Source organism: Iningainema tapete BLCC-T55 (assembly GCF_014698965.1).
GTDB lineage: Bacteria > Cyanobacteriota > Cyanobacteriia > Cyanobacteriales > Nostocaceae > Iningainema > Iningainema tapete.
On sequence record NZ_JACXAE010000104.1, the window covers coordinates 1 to 17,157 of the forward strand.

22 protein-coding genes are annotated in these 17,157 nt (G+C 38.1%); 17 read left to right on the forward strand and 5 right to left on the reverse strand.

Features of this window, described 5'->3' with window-relative positions:
• Positions 1-166 precede the first annotated feature (166 nt).
• From ICL16_RS34350 to ICL16_RS34360, 3 genes are all read left to right on the forward strand, one after another.
• Positions 167-1,246, forward strand: coding sequence for an aliphatic sulfonate ABC transporter substrate-binding protein (locus tag ICL16_RS34350; RefSeq protein ID WP_190836071.1), 1,080 nt, complete (start codon positions 167-169; stop codon positions 1,244-1,246).
• Positions 1,247-1,489: 243 nt separating this feature from the next.
• On the forward strand, positions 1,490-2,284 hold the full coding sequence (ssuC, locus tag ICL16_RS34355) for an aliphatic sulfonate ABC transporter permease SsuC (protein ID WP_190836072.1): 795 nt from the start codon (positions 1,490-1,492) through the stop codon (positions 2,282-2,284).
• A 140-nt stretch (positions 2,285-2,424) separates the two neighbouring features.
• Complete coding sequence (locus tag ICL16_RS34360; RefSeq protein ID WP_190836073.1) at positions 2,425-6,201, forward strand: CHAT domain-containing protein; 3,777 nt, start codon at positions 2,425-2,427, stop codon at positions 6,199-6,201.
• 75 nt (positions 6,202-6,276) lie between these two features.
• On the opposite strand, the gene ICL16_RS34365 is transcribed toward ICL16_RS34360, so the two are convergent.
• Positions 6,277-6,792, reverse strand: a complete 516-nt coding sequence (locus tag ICL16_RS34365; protein WP_190836074.1) for a hypothetical protein — start codon at positions 6,790-6,792, stop codon at positions 6,277-6,279.
• 342 nt (positions 6,793-7,134) lie between these two features.
• On the opposite strand from ICL16_RS34365, the gene ICL16_RS34370 reads away from it, so the two are divergent.
• The 10 genes from ICL16_RS34370 (at position 7,135) to ICL16_RS34410 (ending at position 13,087) form a co-directional block, all read left to right on the forward strand.
• Positions 7,135-8,175 carry a hypothetical protein gene (locus ICL16_RS34370; RefSeq protein ID WP_190836075.1) on the forward strand — a complete coding sequence of 347 codons (1,041 nt, stop codon included), beginning with the start codon at positions 7,135-7,137 and terminating at the stop codon, positions 8,173-8,175.
• Positions 8,176-8,203: 28 nt separating this feature from the next.
• A complete protein-coding gene (locus tag ICL16_RS34375; RefSeq protein ID WP_190836127.1) occupies positions 8,204-8,827 on the forward strand; it encodes a DNA-3-methyladenine glycosylase 2 family protein in 624 nt (207 codons plus the stop codon).
• Between the two features lie 18 nt (positions 8,828-8,845).
• Positions 8,846-10,474 (forward strand): cyclic peptide export ABC transporter, encoded by a 1,629-nt coding sequence (locus ICL16_RS34380; protein ID WP_190836076.1) that lies wholly within the window; start codon positions 8,846-8,848, stop codon positions 10,472-10,474.
• A 54-nt stretch (positions 10,475-10,528) separates the two neighbouring features.
• On the forward strand, positions 10,529-10,684 hold the full coding sequence (locus ICL16_RS34385; protein ID WP_190836077.1) for a hypothetical protein: 156 nt from the start codon (positions 10,529-10,531) through the stop codon (positions 10,682-10,684).
• A 43-nt stretch (positions 10,685-10,727) separates the two neighbouring features.
• Positions 10,728-10,850 (forward strand): hypothetical protein, encoded by a 123-nt coding sequence (locus tag ICL16_RS47015; RefSeq protein ID WP_273039896.1) that lies wholly within the window; start codon positions 10,728-10,730, stop codon positions 10,848-10,850.
• A gap of 184 nt (positions 10,851-11,034) precedes the next feature.
• On the forward strand, positions 11,035-11,316 hold the full coding sequence (locus ICL16_RS34390) for a hypothetical protein (protein ID WP_190836078.1): 282 nt from the start codon (positions 11,035-11,037) through the stop codon (positions 11,314-11,316).
• Between the two features lie 47 nt (positions 11,317-11,363).
• The gene (locus ICL16_RS34395; RefSeq protein WP_190836079.1) at positions 11,364-11,708 is read left to right on the forward strand and encodes a hypothetical protein; all 345 of its coding nucleotides are present in this window, start codon (positions 11,364-11,366) and stop codon (positions 11,706-11,708) included.
• 4 nt (positions 11,709-11,712) lie between these two features.
• The gene (locus tag ICL16_RS34400) at positions 11,713-12,183 is read left to right on the forward strand and encodes a hypothetical protein (RefSeq protein WP_190836080.1); all 471 of its coding nucleotides are present in this window, start codon (positions 11,713-11,715) and stop codon (positions 12,181-12,183) included.
• Between the two features lie 138 nt (positions 12,184-12,321).
• Entirely contained in the window at positions 12,322-12,669 is a 348-nt protein-coding gene (locus ICL16_RS34405; protein ID WP_190836081.1) for a hypothetical protein, read from the forward strand.
• Complete coding sequence (locus tag ICL16_RS34410) at positions 12,659-13,087, forward strand: hypothetical protein (RefSeq protein ID WP_337907185.1); 429 nt, start codon at positions 12,659-12,661, stop codon at positions 13,085-13,087. Before ICL16_RS34405 ends, ICL16_RS34410 begins: the two co-directional genes overlap by 11 nt.
• A gap of 1 nt (position 13,088) precedes the next feature.
• Here ICL16_RS34410 and ICL16_RS34415 read toward each other — a convergent pair whose 3' ends face one another.
• From ICL16_RS34415 to ICL16_RS34430, 4 genes are all read right to left on the reverse strand, one after another.
• Complete coding sequence (locus tag ICL16_RS34415; RefSeq protein WP_190836082.1) at positions 13,089-13,385, reverse strand: antibiotic biosynthesis monooxygenase; 297 nt, start codon at positions 13,383-13,385, stop codon at positions 13,089-13,091.
• Between the two features lie 62 nt (positions 13,386-13,447).
• A complete protein-coding gene (locus ICL16_RS34420) occupies positions 13,448-13,654 on the reverse strand; it encodes a HepT-like ribonuclease domain-containing protein (RefSeq protein WP_190836083.1) in 207 nt (68 codons plus the stop codon).
• A gap of 174 nt (positions 13,655-13,828) precedes the next feature.
• Entirely contained in the window at positions 13,829-14,281 is a 453-nt protein-coding gene (locus ICL16_RS34425; protein ID WP_190836084.1) for an ester cyclase, read from the reverse strand.
• A gap of 22 nt (positions 14,282-14,303) precedes the next feature.
• Positions 14,304-14,954, reverse strand: coding sequence for an SDR family NAD(P)-dependent oxidoreductase (locus ICL16_RS34430; RefSeq protein WP_190836085.1), 651 nt, complete (start codon positions 14,952-14,954; stop codon positions 14,304-14,306).
• An 89-nt stretch (positions 14,955-15,043) separates the two neighbouring features.
• Between ICL16_RS34430 and ICL16_RS34435 the strand changes: the two genes are divergently transcribed.
• The 4 genes from ICL16_RS34435 (at position 15,044) to ICL16_RS34450 (ending at position 17,151) form a co-directional block, all read left to right on the forward strand.
• Positions 15,044-15,961 carry a LysR family transcriptional regulator gene (locus ICL16_RS34435; protein ID WP_190836086.1) on the forward strand — a complete coding sequence of 306 codons (918 nt, stop codon included), beginning with the start codon at positions 15,044-15,046 and terminating at the stop codon, positions 15,959-15,961.
• Positions 15,962-16,310: 349 nt separating this feature from the next.
• A complete protein-coding gene (locus tag ICL16_RS34440; RefSeq protein WP_190836087.1) occupies positions 16,311-16,559 on the forward strand; it encodes a type II toxin-antitoxin system HicA family toxin in 249 nt (82 codons plus the stop codon).
• 1 nt (position 16,560) lies between these two features.
• A complete protein-coding gene (locus tag ICL16_RS34445) occupies positions 16,561-16,773 on the forward strand; it encodes a type II toxin-antitoxin system HicB family antitoxin (RefSeq protein WP_190836129.1) in 213 nt (70 codons plus the stop codon).
• A gap of 114 nt (positions 16,774-16,887) precedes the next feature.
• Positions 16,888-17,151, forward strand: a complete 264-nt coding sequence (locus ICL16_RS34450; RefSeq protein WP_190836088.1) for a hypothetical protein — start codon at positions 16,888-16,890, stop codon at positions 17,149-17,151.
• The last annotated feature ends 6 nt before the right edge of the window (positions 17,152-17,157 follow it).

The following is a 17,157-nucleotide window of genomic DNA, read 5'->3' on the forward strand; positions in this document are numbered from 1 at the left end:
CCGAACTCAGAGGTGAAACGCTGCAGCGGCCACGATAGTTGTCGGGTTGCCGACTGCCAAAATAGCTCAGTGCCAGGACTAGAATTTCAAGTTAAGGTGGTAAAGCGATAGAGGTAATTTGCTTAAATCTATGGTAATCTCTGCATAAACTTGTGAATAAAGTATTATGCATAGATTAAAAGATTTACTTGCAATCAGAGATGCGGTAGAAGGCAAAATGGTTTCTATTTTTAAAAAACATAGAAAGTTTTATCCTTCTGTATTTGGTCATCTCCGCTTTACCTTCCTTATCCTCTGCCTTCTTACTTTGTTAAGTTGTAGTGGAAAAGATAACAATTCAAAAATAGAAGTACGAGTTATTTCTTCAAAAATTGGACCTTTAGCTGTTTTGAGAAAGCAAAGCACTTTCGCACAGAACATGGCAGCTAAAGGTTATTCTGTAAAATGGCTGGAGTTTCCCGGCGGACCACAACAAATGGAAGCCGTAAATACAGGAAATCTTGATATAACTTTTGCCGGCGAGTCACCTTCAATCTTTGCTCAAGCTGCTGGCATTCCTGTAGTTTACCTGGCAACCACAAACCCTAATCCTAAATCTGTTGCCTTTTTAGTTCCTTATAATTCTTCTATCAAAAATATACCTGAGTTAAAAGGTAAGAAAATAACTTTACCAAAAGCGTCAGCAGTTCAATACACTTTAGTTAAAGGATTGGCTCAAGCAGGACTAAAGTTGAGTGACGTTATACCTGTTTATCTTGCACCAGCAGATGCAAACATAGCTTTTAGTCGGGAGCAAGTAGATGCTTGGGTAATTTGGGAGCCATTTATCACCCTAACAGAAGCAAAAAAAAATGGTCGTATTCTCAAAGATGGTGAAGGGCTAAAAGATATTGGAAATTTTTATATGACTTCTCGAAAATTTGCTCAGCAACGTCGAGAATTTATTAAACTTTTTTTAGAAGAAGTGCAAAAAGCTGAAGCTTGGTCTAGAGAAAATCCCCGAAAATTTGCTGAATTAATTGCCGACGAACTAATCATAGATATTCCTAATTTAGAAAAGATTATTAGTAAATACGACCCAGGAATACTGCCAATTACTGATGACGTTATTGCTAGACAGCAGAAAATTGCTGATATGTATTATGAGATTGGTATGTTACCTCAGCGAGTAGATATTAAACAAGCTGTGTTAACACCACAAGAATATGCAACTTTTACTCCGAAAAAGTTGACGGCAAAACCTTGATTAAAGATTTTACCGCATTTTAGCTATAGTAATTTTCGTTTCAATGAGGTAATACTTTTTTCTTGTGGGAATGGGCTGCTAAGCTCCCTTCCATTTCAAGGGCGGGCAAGGATACCCACCCCACAAGCTCTGTACTCCAATTTGAGAACCCAGAATCAAGGTTAGCTTAATTTTAGTATTTTTTATATACAATAATGAATCAATCAGTGGAAAAATTTGATAAAATCACTTAAAAAATGTTATATGAAGCACAAATTAAAATTAAATATCAAGGAGCGCTACATTCAGTCGTTGCTTCCCTGGGCTGTACCTCTGCTAATAGTTCTGTTATGGCAGTTATTTTCTTCTATGGGTTGGATTCCCAATAGAATCTTGCCTGCGCCATTGGAAGTGATAAATGCAGCGCTAAAATTAGCCAATAGTGGTGCACTTGGACGCAATATTGGCATTAGCGCGGCAAGAGCGATCGCAGGTTTCTTGATTGGGGGAAGTATTGGCTTTGCGTTAGGTTTGCTCAATGGTATTTCTACCCTAGCCGAAAAGTTGTTCGATACTTCTATTCAAATGCTGCGTAATATTCCCAATTTAGCTTTGATACCACTAGTTATTTTATGGTTTGGCATTGGAGATACTTCTCGTATATTCTTGATATCTCTAGGTGTGATGTTTCCCATCTATTTAAATACTTTTCATGGCATTCGTAATGTTGACTCTGGATTAATTGAGATGGGAAAAGTCTACGGATTAAACACTTGGGGGTTGTTTTGGCAAATCGTTCTTCCTGGGGCATTGTCTTCTATTCTGGTTGGTGTGCGCTATTCTTTAGGGATTATGTGGTTGACGCTCATTGTAGCGGAGACAATTGGGGCTGATTCTGGAATTGGTTACATGGCAATGAACGCCAGAGAATTTTTGCAAACAGATGTAGTAGTGCTGAGCATATTGTTATATGCTGCCTTTGGCAAACTAGCGGATACTGTAGCTAGAATCTTAGAAAATTACTGCTTGCAATGGCATCCCAATTATCAAAAAATTTAAAGAGCAGCCAACAGAGCCAGTTAATGAGCGTCAAAACCAGCTAATATCAATCAACTAGTATTACGTAATTGATAATATTTTAACACAACGATCGCTATACCCCTAAAATTTAGGATGAACAACATCCAAGAGTGTCCAAAATGCTCAAGTGGCTAGTACATTGCCTTAAATGGTTATTTAAGCGCTTCTTTGGTAGGAAGCGGAAACAGTCCTACCACCGTGTAGCGTCCAATCAAGTTGTACAATCGCTACCCGAGCTGACAAACGCAGATCTGGAATTTTTATTTACTCAACTTCTAGAAGGCGTGCATCAGGGACGAGGACAACAGTGGGCGCAAAAGTACCTAGAACGCATGGAAAACCGGATTAACAATCAGCGGTGGATAGAATGGCTTCTAGACTTTGGCGAGAAATTATTACTTTCCCCTGCACCTAATAATCAGTTAGCAACACGGATGGTACAGCTAGGTGAACTGGGTATTGGGACAATTGGAGAACTTGCCTATGAAATTGGCACAGGATTATTAACTCGGAATTTAGGCGAACCTGGTTGGGAACAAGAACGTCTCAACGCTGTAACTACAACTACGACAAAAGTGTTGGAATTGACACCACCAGAATCAGCGCAACCAGAAATAGAAACGAAATCGCTTGCTCCTGCACAAGCAAAGGGAATCGATAATTTAGACGAACCAGTACAGCAGGAACATCAAACAATTACTGCTCCTGCAACTTCCATCGAATATACCCCTTCTGACGCGCACACCACTCTAGTAAATCAAAGTATAGAACTAGAGAACACTACAGATGATGTAGTAGAATATACAAGTGATGAGCAGACGTGGGTAGTGGGTGAAGCAAGTATAGAACAAGTATCTGATCAGGTAAACACTGAATTGTTGGACTTGCATCCACATGTAGCTGAGCGGATAGATGAGTTGTTAGTCAGGTTAGAACAAAGTACCAGTTTAGCTCAGCAGCTTGCTACTGAATTGGTGAAGCCCACTCCCAATCAAATACTTTCTCCGCTTGAACAAGCACAAACATGGTTTTACCAAGGTCTTCAACAAGCTAAAACTGGCAATTTATTAGGAGCAATAGTATCATATAACAAAGCTATAGAAATAAATCCTGAACAATACGAATACTGGTTTAATCGAGGCTTAACACTATTTTATTTAGGTAATTTGCCAGAAGCGATCGCTTCCTACGACAGAGCCATTAATATTAAACCGGACTTTTACAAAGCATGGTATAATCGAGGCGCAGCGCTCTTAGAATCAAAGCAGTTTGAAGATGCCATATATTGCTTCGACCAAGCAATAGAAATTAAGTTTAATTACCATGAAGCTTGGTCAATACGAGGTTGGGCATTGTTAAATGCCGGCAGTCCATTAGCAGCAATATCTAGTTACGAACAAGCTCTGCTCATCCAACCAGAAGATCAGGAAAACTGGTATCAGCGAGGAATAGTACTAGCTAGTATCGGAGAAATAGACGACGCGATCGCTTCTTACGATAGAGCAATAGAAATATTACCAGACTTTGACTTAGCTTGGTACAATAGAGGTGTAGAACTATGCAATTTAGGAAGATTTGAAGATGGAATAGCGTCTTTAAATCAAGCATTAGAAATTAACCCTAGTAACTACGAAATTTGGTATACAACAGGAAGTACGCTAGAAAAATTAGGACGGAATGAAGAAGCAATTCAATGTTATACCCAAGCCATAGAAATCAAACCAGATTATCATGAAGTATGGATAGATATAGGTGTATTACAAGCAAATTTAGGACTTTGGGAAGAAGCAATTGTATCTTGGAACTCAGCACTTTTAATCAACCCAGAATTATACTTAGGTTGGTTCAACTCAGCAGTAGCACTAGAAAACTTGGGACGACGTGAAGAAGCGATCGCCTGCTATGATAAAGCTGTAGAAATCAATCCCGAATTTCACTTAGCTTGGTACAATCGAGGTGTTGCCCTATTTTATTTAGAAAGATTTGAAGAAGCAATTGCCTCTTACGATCAAGCTTTGTCTCTCAAACTAGATTACTGGGAAGCTTGGATAGCCAGAGGTAATGCAGCAGAAAAAGCAATTGCATATGATACAAATTTAACTTATTTAACAAACAATACAGCAACCAATCCAGCTTTAGATGAACGCGGCTATTATGGGAAGCAGATAAGCTATGAAGAAGGATTAAAATATGTTTCTCAAGACACTCAGCCAGAAGGTTGGGGTAGATTACATTTAGCAATAGGTAATATCTACTATGATAGCGGCAAAAGACATCCTACACCTTACCATTACTGGCATCAAGCAATAGCTGAATATCATCAGGCACTTACAACCCTGACATCTAAAGATTTTCCAATTTTACACCTTGAGGTTTTGCAAAACCTGATCAAAGTATACTTAGGTTTAGGGCAAACAAACAAAGCAATCACCTCACAAACATCTGCCACAAACTTATTAAATAGTTTATTAAATGAGGTAAATCACTCTGAAGAAAGCAAAAAACAACTGGCTTTGAAATTTGCAGGTTTTGGGCAATTAGCAGTTGACATAGCAGTGCAAACAGGAGAAATAGCACATTCCTTAGAAATTGCCGAGCAAAGTAAAAATGCTTGTTTAACTTGGCTTCTTTTTAATTGGGAAGAAATTTACATACCTAGTTATACCTCAATTCAAAAACTACTTACGCCCACAACTGCGATTGTATATTGGCATATCAGCCCTTACGCCCTACGTACATTTATTCTCAAGCACAATTCTCCAGAACCAATTCCCATCTTTACACCTGTGTTAAATGTAGCAACAATTGAAGAAACACCTCTACCTGAAGCAGTCGAACGCTTAGTAGTATTTGAAGATTGGCTAGAAGAGTGGAATCAACAATACCAGGAATACAGCAATCTCTCTGAAGATAAACAAAATAAAAGTAGTCATTCCTGGCAAATACACATGGAGCAAAGATTATTAAACCTAAAAAATATCCTCAACATTCCCGTAATTATCCAGGAATTAGAAGACATTACAGAACTGATTGTAATACCCCATCGCGACTTACATAGATTACCACTCCATGCCCTTTTTCATCTCTCAACTGCACATAGCAACCATAGTTTCAAAATTACCTATTTACCAAGTGCGACAATTGGACTATCTCTAAAATCTCACAAAAAGCTGCAAATTGATACCTCAGCACTACTAACTGTTGAAAACCCTCACAGTACAGCTTATCCGACATTAAAGTTTGCTAAACTGGAATCCGTTGCCATCAGTCAAATGTTCAAAAATACTAAACGTATTCAAGGAACACAAGCCACTAAAAAACAGATAGAAAATGCTTTATGTAGTACTTACAATATATTTCACTTCACTGGACATGTAATTAACTATTTAAATTATCCTCAACAATCAAAGCTAGCATTAGCAGGTGAAGACAAACTAACACTAGCAGAAATCTGCGCACAACAAATTACAAATTATGACTTAGTTACACTCTCTGCCTGTACAAATGCTATATCATATAGCGGAGCGATCGCTACAGAATACGTAAGTTTAGTTCATGGTTTTCTCTTACATGGAACGCCCACTGTACTCAGTACCTTATGGTATGTAGAATCAGTTGCTAGTGCATTAGTAGTGATAAAATTTTACCAACACCTCAAACAAAGTCAATCACCAGCATCTGCTTTACATGAAGCAACCAATTGGTTAAGAGAAGTGACAGCGAGTGAACTTAAACAATGGTATGAAGATTTACTAAATCAACTTCCCTACGAAGGATCAAGAATCAAAGCACATTTAGCAACTGAATTGTATAGAAGTAGTAAAATGCCACCAGAGCAAAAGCCCTACAATCACCCATACTACTGGGCAGCATTCACTATTGTAGGTAAAGGGTAGTTAGGTTTAATGTAGAGACGTTACATGTAACCTCTCTACAAGATATATAGGTAGAGAACACAGATTTAGTGTAAGTTAATTAGCCCAAGATGGAGTAATGGGATTAGCACCATTAATCGCATGAAAAAATGCGAACAATCTGTGACTAGCTCTACCGTTTTCCAAATATCGCTGTAAATCGAAATATCGTAATTCCTTATCTATGACATCATCAACATCAACAGATATCTTCAACCTATCTTCGTTGAGATAACACTCGGTTAAAAACAAAAGTTTCTCAACCTTAATTTCATTAGTCTCCCATTGAATCTCAACAGGAATTTCATAATTCTTCTTGAGTGTACCGCCATTATAGACAGAAGATGCGATCGCATTTCCCAACCAATATTTTATTTGATGAATATTGGCTAGCTCTATCAAATCCTCAGCTATTGACTGTAACTCAAGTCGGCGTCTCAAGAAGCAATCAATGATTTCATATCTACTATTATCGTGAAATACTTTGAGTACAACCGCCGCAAAACCTTCGATATCAGCATAACATCCGATGATGTTTTGACTCTCTTCACCGTGTAAAAACAAGATGTCCATTACGCCCTTACTGCCTCTTGACGACTATAAACTCGGTTTTTGGAAATTTGAAAGTCAGAACATAAGACAAAACAGCACGCCACTAATCTACCAGATTTTGTTAGGGAAATTCACTGAATAAATTAATTAAATTTAGTTATCAGCCACGCCCATACAGCACTTTCCATTACATACACTCATTAATTTCTGATAAATTGTCTAAATATTAACAAACTTTTAAGTAAATAAACGTAAAATAACTGTAGTATATTCCTCATTGTAACTCACGTTCAACATAAGTCATGTTAGATACAGCACATTGGCGCTCACAAAAAGCTGTATTTAAAATTACTTATATTAAGTATGAAAAATCAAACTACTTCTCATCAAATTACTTTACTCTCTAGCCAGTATATGTTGAATGGCTTTCCAGTACTGGGGATGCCAGATGAAGAGCGTGCGGTTAAGTACTTCAGCCTCAACCCATTTTTACCAGATGAGCAAAACCGTTGTCCAATCGAATGTGCCTATTGTGTTTGTCACCAAGATAGCGAGTGGCATCATTATCCAGAAAAGTTTAAATCCGCAAATACGCCGACTGACTTGCTTGAGATTTTGCTTGACTACATATTTGCCACGAAAGAGGGACAAAGCGGCTTTCCGATTTCTTTATGCGACTACTCAGATCCTTTCATCAAGGCGCATAAAGAACGTGTGCTGTCGATCTTGGACGCACTAATTGAGCGTAAAGCTACCAATATGGTTTACATTACCACTAAAGTTCATCCTGGTAAATCCTTTTTGGAGCGATTGAAAGCCACTTTGGAGCGGGAGCATTCACTGCGCCCCACAGTATTTGTCAGTCTAGCACCGCTAAAAGCTGGTTATGAACAAGCCTCCATTCAAGGAAGAGTACAATTACTTAAAGATTTGGTTGAACTGAACATTCCGTGCTGTTGGTATTTACGCCCACTAGTTGAAGAGTGGTTTGATGAAGCGTTAATGTGGGAATTAACTAGGACATTATTGCCTCATGTGTCGCATCATGTCATTCTGTCTGGGTTGGTTATGTCTTTTGAAATTGAAGCAATTTTGTTAAAGCAAGAATTAATTGTTCCGACATGGAATCCTTCCCAACCCGGAGTTAAGCAACCTTTATCATTTGAGTTTGAGTCACGAGTACGTTCAATTCTCAACACTGTCGCTGCGGAGCAAAATATTTCTCTTGGTCCTGTGATGGGTCATCGGTTGTGTGGTACTAATGGTAATCATGCTTATGGCTGTTTGCTTTGTGGTAAACAAAACCGTTATTGCCAGCTTTTTCAACTCCATCATTATGGTGAGACGATTGCTGCTGAGGATAATCAACGGCTTAAGGTGTTGTTAAGGGAACAGTCAAAATAATTCGTAATTCGTAATTATTACCCAATTGATAGCAGTGTTACAACAATTGACACAGGAGAGTCTTGCTGACGGTTTGAGTTTTCTTGCTGCACAAGATTCTGACCTTGCTAAAATTTTAGAGGCTTATGGTTCTCCTCCTTTGTGGGTGCGTGAACCGGGTTTTGCGACACTGCTACAAATCATTTTGGAACAACAAGTTTCTCTTGCTTCAGCGAAAGCAGTTTTTGCTCGTCTACAAGCTGTGATATCACCAATTACGCCAGAGCAATTTCTCACTCTTGATGATGTACAGTTGAGGGCTATAGGATTTAGTCGGCAGAAAGCTCTTTATACAAGTTTGCTGGCACAGTCAATTGTGGTGGGGCAGCTTGATTTGGCTAGCTTGAGTAGTATGGATGATGAGGATGTGCGTACTACCCTCAAAAAAATGAAGGGGATTGGAGACTGGACGGTAGATATATACTTATTAATGGCATTAAGGCGTCCAGATAGTTTCCCGAAAGGTGATTTGGGACTTGCGGTGGCAGTACAAAAGGTGAAACAATTAGAATATAGACCAAAGCCTGCGGAACTTGAAGCGATCGCACAAATCTGGCGTCCTTGGAGAGCACTGGCTACAAGATTGTTATGGCATTACTATCTTAGTAAGTAATGATTCCATAGGATTGGTATGAATTTAATCTGGCTGCTGTTGCGAGCTTCGGGGAAAACTGTTGCTATTGCTGTGTTGACAGGATTAGTCAGTGGTGCTGCTAGTGCTAGATTGATTGCACTAATTAATGGTGTAACAAGTGGTAATTCAACAGATCATCTTTTGTGGTACTTTGTGGGACTGGCATTAATTGCGCTGGTTACTATCATCATCTCCCAATTTTTTTTGATTAACCTTGTTCAGGATGCTGTTTACAACTTGCGGTTACGCTTAAGCAGAGGGATTTTGTCTTCTCCCTTACAACATTTGGAAGAACTTGGCACAAACCGTCTGTTGGCAACTTTGACAGAGGATGTACAGGCGCTGTCTGGTGCTATCTTCGTACTTCCCAGCCTTTGTATTGACATTGCGATTATTTTGGGATGCTTGGTTTATCTTTGTTGGTTGTCTGGTTTAGCGTTTGTTTTTAGTCTAGTGTTTATGATTGTGGCGATCGCCAGTATTCAATTTTTACTTAACAAAGCTAAACAATTTCTTTCCTTAGCTCGTGAACAAGAAGATCAATTATTCAAGCATTTTCGTACTATTACTGATGGGATCAAGGAACTTAAATTACATGCGGAACGTCGCGAGGCTTTTTTTGCTGAGGAATTACAAGTGAGTGCGGCTGCGTCTCGTCAATATAATACTGCTGCCTTGAGAACTTTTGCGATCGGTGATGGATGGGGGCAATTACTATTTTTCACCATTGTCGGCTTTTTATTGTTTGCACTACCGCAATTGGTATCAGTGACACCATCACTGCTATCAGCCTATATTTTGACTATTGCTTATTTATTAACCCCTTTTAGAAATATTTTAGTTAGACTGCCACAGTTATTTAGAGCCAGTGTTGCATTGGAAAAAATAGAAAGAATGGGATTAGCTTTAGCTAGTCAAAAAGAATATTCCCCTATTACCTATAAGGACGAACAGCCGTTCACTTCTATCGAGTGGACTGCATTAGAGCTTAACCAAGTCCTTTATACGTACAAAGGTGAACAAGAAGACAGCACCTTTACTTTGGGGGAAATAAATTTAACATTTCATCCAGGGCAACTAATATTTATCGTTGGCGGTAACGGTAGTGGTAAATCTACCTTCGCCAAACTTATTACAGGGTTGTACGTTCCCGAAGTAGGGGAAATTCGCTTACATAGCAAGCAGATTACCGATGAAAATCGCGAGTGGTATCGCCAACATTTCTCAGTGGTTTTCTCTGATTTTTACCTATTTGAGCGCCTTTTAGGTGTTGGTAATCAGAACTTAGATACCCAAGCACAGGAATATCTACAAAAGTTGCATTTAGAGCGCAAAGTTCAAGTTAAAGATGGTATACTTTCTACCACTGCATTATCTCAAGGACAGCGCAAACGTCTTGCTTTATTAACAGCGTATTTAGAAGATCGCCCAATTTATCTTTTTGATGAATGGGCATCCGATCAAGATCCTGTTTTTCGGGATATCTTTTACAAACAAATATTACCAGAACTTAGACAAAGAGGCAAAACTGTGCTGGCTATTAGCCATGACGATCGCTATTTTCATCTAGCAGACAGAATAATTAAACTAGATTACGGCAAGGTGGAATATGACAGGAACAACTAAGTACTGAATTGCATAAATTCGTAACGTAATGTGTCATGCTGAGCGTAACCCCCTTTGAAGCGAAGCATCTGGGATTCTTCTCAACTCCAGTTGGAGACGCTGCGCGAACAAGACGCTTTGCGATCGCGAACACTCCGCTTCGCTGCATTCAGCTTGGGACAAGCATACCGCTACGAAGTGCAATTGTCTACTAAGTCTTTGCGGACTTAATATCATTCTTAAAAAGAAATACAGATAAAATTTTGAGGTATAAATGAAACAATTGAACGTGTTTTTGCAAGTTTACCCGTTGGTAGAAGGTTTACAACAGCATCCGCCTGGGTTTACGGTTATCGGTATCAGAGGCGGTGCAGTGAGGATTGTCACTGAAAATTAGATAAATATTGTAATTTACAAATTAAGCAATATTGCTTAGTTTGTTTTTTTACTAATGATGCTAATATTTGTTTGTATCAAAATATTTCCTCATTTCAAGCGTTAATCAGCATGTTATCTTTTTCAATTAGCGAAATAAAAATGCACTAGGTACAGCTCTTAACTATTTACCTGATTTTAGTAAGATGAATCCTTTTCAAAAAGGAAAAGTTATTGATATAACTTTTAAATCTATATTGAAGGATTTAATGAATCAGTTTGGAATGAAGCCGGGTATAGATTACGTAGATAATTTGAACGATAATGAACCGGCAACTGATTTTGTGGCTTTATCTAATAAGGCAGATGAATTGATTACAGGTTTGATGGAAGGTAAGATTATTGCTATTAAGGGGTATGTTGCTAAGAGTAAGTTAGGTAAAGAATATGAAGTGAAAGCACACTTCCGCCGCAAGTTAGCAGCTTAAATTATATGTAGTATACAGATGATAAACCAGAAAGTAAGTTTGACAATATGGAATCCAAGTTTTTTGAAAAAGGCAATTACATATATGAGTGCAAAACTTCTCCTAATAATATAGGAGGATATTTTGATGCATCTTATTTAAAACAATCAATTAAAAAACTGAAACAGCGTTGGGAGAGAGGAAATCTTCCAAGTGGTTATCGTTATGTATTCCCTGTTAATTATATTGACACTGAATCTATAAAGATTCTCAAGGACTTACAGAATAATTTTCCAAGCATAGATATAAAATATTATGACTGTGAGCAAGTTAATAAACTTTTGATAAGCCTAGAAAAAGTTGGTGATTTGCAGTCATTAGTTAATTACATCAAGCAAGTAACAGGGAAATAAACATATGACACAGGATGTATTTTTCTATAGACAAAAAGTATTACCTGAAAAAATATCTCAACTTTTTTCACGAGAAGAAGTTTATGAAGCCGTAAAATCATTACTAGCAAAGAAAGATTTGGAGAAAGACAGTAAACTTCGGAAAAAGCTATTTGAAGAAGTGGATTTAAAGTTAGTTCAAATAAGTGCTTACAGTGAAGAAATTGATAAGTTATTAACTAAGGAAATTAACTTTATAAATCAACATTCAAGATTTTTTATGATGAATGAAAAAATGTGGAAAGCTATTAAAAAAGAAATATTTTGTCTTTATAGCACAATTGAGACTAATCAGACAGTCAAGTATAAAAGTGATAGTAATATTGATGAACAGCTTAACGAATTATGTCAACAAAATAATTTTTTAATTATGATAGAATACAAAATTTTAGAAGAACTATATAATAAAAATTTGTTGTTTGTGAATATTCAATAAGTAATATTTGAGAATAAAGTATCTCTGAGATTTGTGTTGAAGATTTAGTTAGATAAAACAATCCAAAAGTTAAAAACTATACTATAGCATTTCTCAATTACCTGTAATAACTACTTAGCCAACTGGAGTGAAAAACTAATGTCGGAAGAGCCTCCTGTAGATCCCTTTTTAGCCCAACTATGTGAAGGATACACTAAGGAAGAAGTTAGAGAGATAGAACTACACATTGCTGAGTGGGGTGCTTCTACATACATTAGTGTGGCTCATAATATTTTAGACCATGCTTTAAGAAAAGAATTTGACCCATTGAAATACTTACGTAAAGCCCATAACTTTAATAAAAAGAGAGCAGTACGAGTTCCAAAAACTGGATATCGTCAAGATGGTTCAGCAGTCTATCGAAAAGGAAATGAATATTTAATTGTAAGATCAGATAAACTTGGTATTGAAAAAATAGTCACTTATGGGGTTAATAATGATGACTAAAGCGACGCTTAATACTCACAATGAAGTCACGAGAAACTACATCGCTCATCTGTTACAGCAGTTAACTGTAGATTATAAAAACACCAAAGAAGAGCGCAAAAAAATTGCTTCTCTATTTCATACTGTTGATGAAGAATTTACTGTTTTAGAGGAAATCGAACTGTTAACGGTCGATATCAGAGGCTATGCAAGTCAAATTCAAGCACGGAATAGGATTGAAAATGAACAGGAGGCAATTGAAAGATTGCAAACTATGCAAGTCTTTGATGTTCCTACTATTGCCCAATTTTACTTCGGAACCGATGGTGAATACGGGCAAATGAAAGCTTATATTCAAATGCTAGATTACTTACGGTTGCTGATTCTTGAATATTTGCGATCGTACCAAAGCTTACAACAAGAATCCGAGCAAAGCTAGTTCAAATTGAGGAAACTAAATAATAATGTTCTACTTCTGGAAACGGATCGTAGAAGTGATGCAGTAGTTGCTTCCATTCTTGATACTCTTGTGACTGCCGAAATCCTACAGTATGATCTTCTAAAGTTTGCCAACGCACAAGTAAAATGTAACGTGTACTAACTTCCACACATCTTTGTAATTCATGTGAACAGTAACCTGGCATTGAAGCGATGATACCTGAAGCACGTTTGAAGGCTATTTCAAACTCATCACACATTCCTTCTCTAACGTTTAAAATGGCAACTTCTAGAATCACAAGTTTCTCCTAAATTCTTATGAATGCGTGCAAGTGAAACGCACAAAACCTAGCGTTGCACATTACCCCATACCCTGCAAAATTTCTTCAACAGTTGCCTTTAGTTCTGGTAAGCTTAGCTCAATGACTCCCCATACTTGATTCAGATTTACTTTCAAATAATCGTGAATTAGTACATCACGAAACCCTACTATTTGTTGCCAAGGAACATCAGGATATATTGCTCTCAAATCAGTAGATAATCGTTTGGTAGCTTCCCCAATAATCATGTTTTGCCGCAATTGGCAAGATTTAGCAAGACAAACTCCTTGCTAAAATCTTTTCGGGAACATCTGGCAACTATGAGTGTCTAGTGCTAGGTTGATTGCACTAATTAATGGTGTAACGAGTGGCAACCCGACAGATCGTATTTTGTGGTATTTTGTAGGACTAGCATTAGTTATCTATTTGAGAATTAATGGTGTGAGAACTGGAGCCATTAACATCTCAAACTCTAGATTCGTTGCACTAACTACATTTTCAACAATCTTTTGCTCGCGCAACCGCATCACATGAGTCTCAATCAGTGTAATTACTCGATTAGTTGCAGCAACACCAAAAAACTCTTTTGTATGCTTCTGAAGTGATCGAAACCTAACAACAACGCGATCGCCTGCAGCAAAAATATCTTCAACCATTATCTCCGAATCAGGAATGGGTGGAAATGCATCATAAAACGCACTGAACACTTGCTTGTACTCATTTAGTCCATCTATAGGTCCTGTCGGCTTCAATCCGGTAATTGCTTGTACATTTTCATCTAACACTTGTTCAGCAACGCTCATGTCGCCTTTGCCCAAAAATTGTTCTACAAAAGTGCGAGCGATCGCTAAGTTTTGGTTTTCAAGTTCAGTCATGATGCTTATTCCTCCACTAGTATCAGTAAACAATTTCTGAATCAGACTCTTTGGCTGTATGAAAAGCCCAATAGTTTTCCGCAATGCTTTCGGGATTGTATTTTGGATCAAAAGAACTTACAGTCCCACAGATAGTAACAGTTCCAACGCGAATACCATCACTCTTGAGTGCATCAGCCAGCATTTTAGCTAGACTTCTAATGCCTGCTTTACCAATTGAGAGGGAAGCAAAGTCAGGACTGGGATACATCGAAAACCCACCACCTGTGAACAAAATTGTTCCTTTACCTTGGGCTTTCATGGCAGGCAATACTTCCTTAGTTGCCACTAGCGCTCCCGCAACATTAACTTTAAAGTCATTTGTCAAGCTTTCTACAGTTTCATTGAGTACGTTTTCCATTTTGGGAATCGCTGCGTTGTAAACGAGTACCTCTGGAGCGCCCAACTGTTTCTGAATGGATGCGATTGCCAAACGAGAAGATTCTTCGCTTCCAGCATCGGCGATGAAATACTCAGCTTCATACCCTTCGGCGCGTAAGGTATCTTTAAAATCCTTTAATTTGACTTCGTTACGGGCAATCATAGCGATCGCAAATCCCTCTCGAGCAAATCGACGGGAAACTGCCAATCCAACGCCCTCTCCCATTCCTACAATTACAAACAGCTTTGGCATAGCCGATTTTTACAAGTAGTGTATTTTCACTAGCAGTCTAACAATATACTAGTAATTAATCAAATTGATTATATAGATATTAAACATCAATGAAATCGATTGATATGAGCGCGATCGATCTCAATTTGCTCGTCGCGTTTGAAGCCTTATTTGAGGAACGCAGCGTTACTGGTGCAGCCAAACGGCTTCATCTTGGGCAGCCTGCAATGAGTGCAGCACTGGGAAGGCTGAGAACAGTGTTTGAAGATGAGTTATTTATTCGGATTGGCAAAGAAATGCAACCAACAAGCAAAGCATTAGAAATTGCCTCAGAAATTCTTGCCGCTCTTGAGCTGATTAGGCATACGATTAAGTCCAGCCAGGTATTTGATCCAGTTTCTTCACAACGTAGTTTTACGATGGGTAGTCCAGACTACACGAGCTACGTGGTAATTCCACCAATGCTTGAGTTTTGTAGTCAGAAGGCATCAGGGTTAAATTTTCGTTTAATTGGGTATGAGAAAGACAGTGTAGGGGAATTGTTAGAGCGAGGTACAATTGATATTGCACTTGGAGTGTTTCCCAATCCACCCCTACATACAAACAATACTCCTCTATTTCAAGAACACTTCGTTGGAATTGCGCGTAAAGGACATCCTGCAATTATCAATGGCTCAATGTTTGTAGAAACCTTTGCCAGTCTACCCCATGCACTAGTAACGCTGCGACGAGACGCAACTGGTGAAATTGATAAAGCTTTAGCTCGACTCGATTTGCAGCGTCGCATCGCCATTACAATTCCGCATATGCTCGTGCTTCCAGCCATCATTGCCAAAAATGACTTAATTGCCGCAATCCCCTATCGTGTAGCTGCACGGTTTGCGAGTTTGCATTGTCTGGAAATATTTGAACTTCCAGTTCAAACAGAACCTTGGGCAGTTTCAATGTTGTGGAGTAAACTAGCTGATAAAGATCCCGCAAATAGTTGGTTGCGTCAAACGTTGAAAACGATTTGTGAAGGGCTATGATCTATATGCAAAAGTGGATGTTTTTTAGACAAAATATAACAAATAACAATTTAATTAGTTAATGGTAAAATTCAAAAACTATATACTTAACTAGTGAAGTTTAATCATAATATTAATTATAAATTATAAATCACAAACACTATCAGAAACCCGGTTTCTTAAAGAAACCGGGTTTCTCGGTGATCGTGAATTATTTAGGACTGCTATAGGATGACGGAATTAGCCTAATTTATCTTAACTTAATAATTAATTTGATAATATTTAAGTATTATGGTATGTATTTTACAAGAAAAAAATTTTGATTTTGGTAGGATAAGGTAGCACAGTTAAAGAATGTTACTTATAAATCGTGAATCAGCAAGACAAACTCCTTGCTAAAATCTTGTCGGGAGCATCTGATACCGACATACCCTTTGCTCAAGTATGGCAACTTCTATGTAATTTGGGTTTTGATGAACGGCTGGTTGCCGGATACTACATCTTTACCAAAAAAGGTGTTGAGGAAATCTTGAATCTACAACCCAAGAAAGGAAAAGCTAAAAGCTATCAAGTAAAACTTGTCCGTACAGTGCTGCTCAAATACAAGATAGGAGGTTAATATCATGCTTCACTATGAGATAATTCTCTATTGGAGCGAAGAAGACCAAGCGTTTATTGCTCAAGTACCAGAATTACCTGGGTGTGTTGCTGATGGGGAGACTTATCTTGAAGCAATACAAAACGCAGAAGTCGTGATGCAGCATTGGGTGGAGACGGCAAAAGAGCTAGGGCGTTCAATTCCCGAACCTAAGGTGCGCTCAAAGTTGATCTGAATTATCTATCTTCAGATATAAATAGACAAAAACTTTGTCATTCTTTGTGGAATTTAAACAAACGCTTCTGTTGTTATCCGTAGAAGTACTCTTGTTTTTAATGAGAAACTTATTATGGAAGCACCAGATTGTCCCAAATGCGGCAAACGAACAATAGTTGAGCATGGAGATGGCAACTACGAGTGTCTATCTTGTGGGTTCAAGTGTAGCTTATCCAAATCAGAAGAAAGTAACAAAGATGGTTCGGGAAGTTTAGTTTTTGCAATTGTTGTCTTAGCTTTCTTCGCTTGGTGGTTTCAATTTAGACACCCGGTGTTGACACAGCAAAATAAGCAATCACAGCCGCAACCTACACTTACTGCAACTCCGCTGCGTTAGCACTAA

Excerpts from the sequence above, each read along its gene's own strand:
- ICL16_RS34395 (WP_190836079.1), top strand. The coding sequence starts at position 11,364 with ATGGAATCCAAGTTTTTTGAAAAAGGCAATTACATATATGAGTGCAAA.
- ssuC (WP_190836072.1), top strand. The coding sequence starts at position 1,490 with ATGAAGCACAAATTAAAATTAAATATCAAGGAGCGCTACATTCAGTCG.
- ICL16_RS34370 (WP_190836075.1), top strand. The coding sequence starts at position 7,135 with ATGAAAAATCAAACTACTTCTCATCAAATTACTTTACTCTCTAGCCAG.
- ICL16_RS34420 (WP_190836083.1), bottom strand. The coding sequence starts at position 13,654 with ATGATTATTGGGGAAGCTACCAAACGATTATCTACTGATTTGAGAGCA.
- ICL16_RS34350 (WP_190836071.1), top strand. The coding sequence starts at position 167 with ATGCATAGATTAAAAGATTTACTTGCAATCAGAGATGCGGTAGAAGGC.
- ICL16_RS34360 (WP_190836073.1), top strand. The coding sequence starts at position 2,425 with ATGCTCAAGTGGCTAGTACATTGCCTTAAATGGTTATTTAAGCGCTTC.
- ICL16_RS34430 (WP_190836085.1), bottom strand. The coding sequence starts at position 14,954 with ATGCCAAAGCTGTTTGTAATTGTAGGAATGGGAGAGGGCGTTGGATTG.
- ICL16_RS34390 (WP_190836078.1), top strand. The coding sequence starts at position 11,035 with ATGAATCCTTTTCAAAAAGGAAAAGTTATTGATATAACTTTTAAATCT.
- ICL16_RS34435 (WP_190836086.1), top strand. The coding sequence starts at position 15,044 with ATGAAATCGATTGATATGAGCGCGATCGATCTCAATTTGCTCGTCGCG.
- ICL16_RS47015 (WP_273039896.1), top strand. The coding sequence starts at position 10,728 with ATGAAACAATTGAACGTGTTTTTGCAAGTTTACCCGTTGGTAGAAGGT.
- ICL16_RS34405 (WP_190836081.1), top strand. The coding sequence starts at position 12,322 with ATGTCGGAAGAGCCTCCTGTAGATCCCTTTTTAGCCCAACTATGTGAA.
- ICL16_RS34410 (WP_337907185.1), top strand. The coding sequence starts at position 12,659 with ATGATGACTAAAGCGACGCTTAATACTCACAATGAAGTCACGAGAAAC.
- ICL16_RS34400 (WP_190836080.1), top strand. The coding sequence starts at position 11,713 with ATGACACAGGATGTATTTTTCTATAGACAAAAAGTATTACCTGAAAAA.
- ICL16_RS34380 (WP_190836076.1), top strand. The coding sequence starts at position 8,846 with ATGAATTTAATCTGGCTGCTGTTGCGAGCTTCGGGGAAAACTGTTGCT.
- ICL16_RS34450 (WP_190836088.1), top strand. The coding sequence starts at position 16,888 with ATGGAAGCACCAGATTGTCCCAAATGCGGCAAACGAACAATAGTTGAG.
- ICL16_RS34365 (WP_190836074.1), bottom strand. The coding sequence starts at position 6,792 with ATGGACATCTTGTTTTTACACGGTGAAGAGAGTCAAAACATCATCGGA.
- ICL16_RS34425 (WP_190836084.1), bottom strand. The coding sequence starts at position 14,281 with ATGACTGAACTTGAAAACCAAAACTTAGCGATCGCTCGCACTTTTGTA.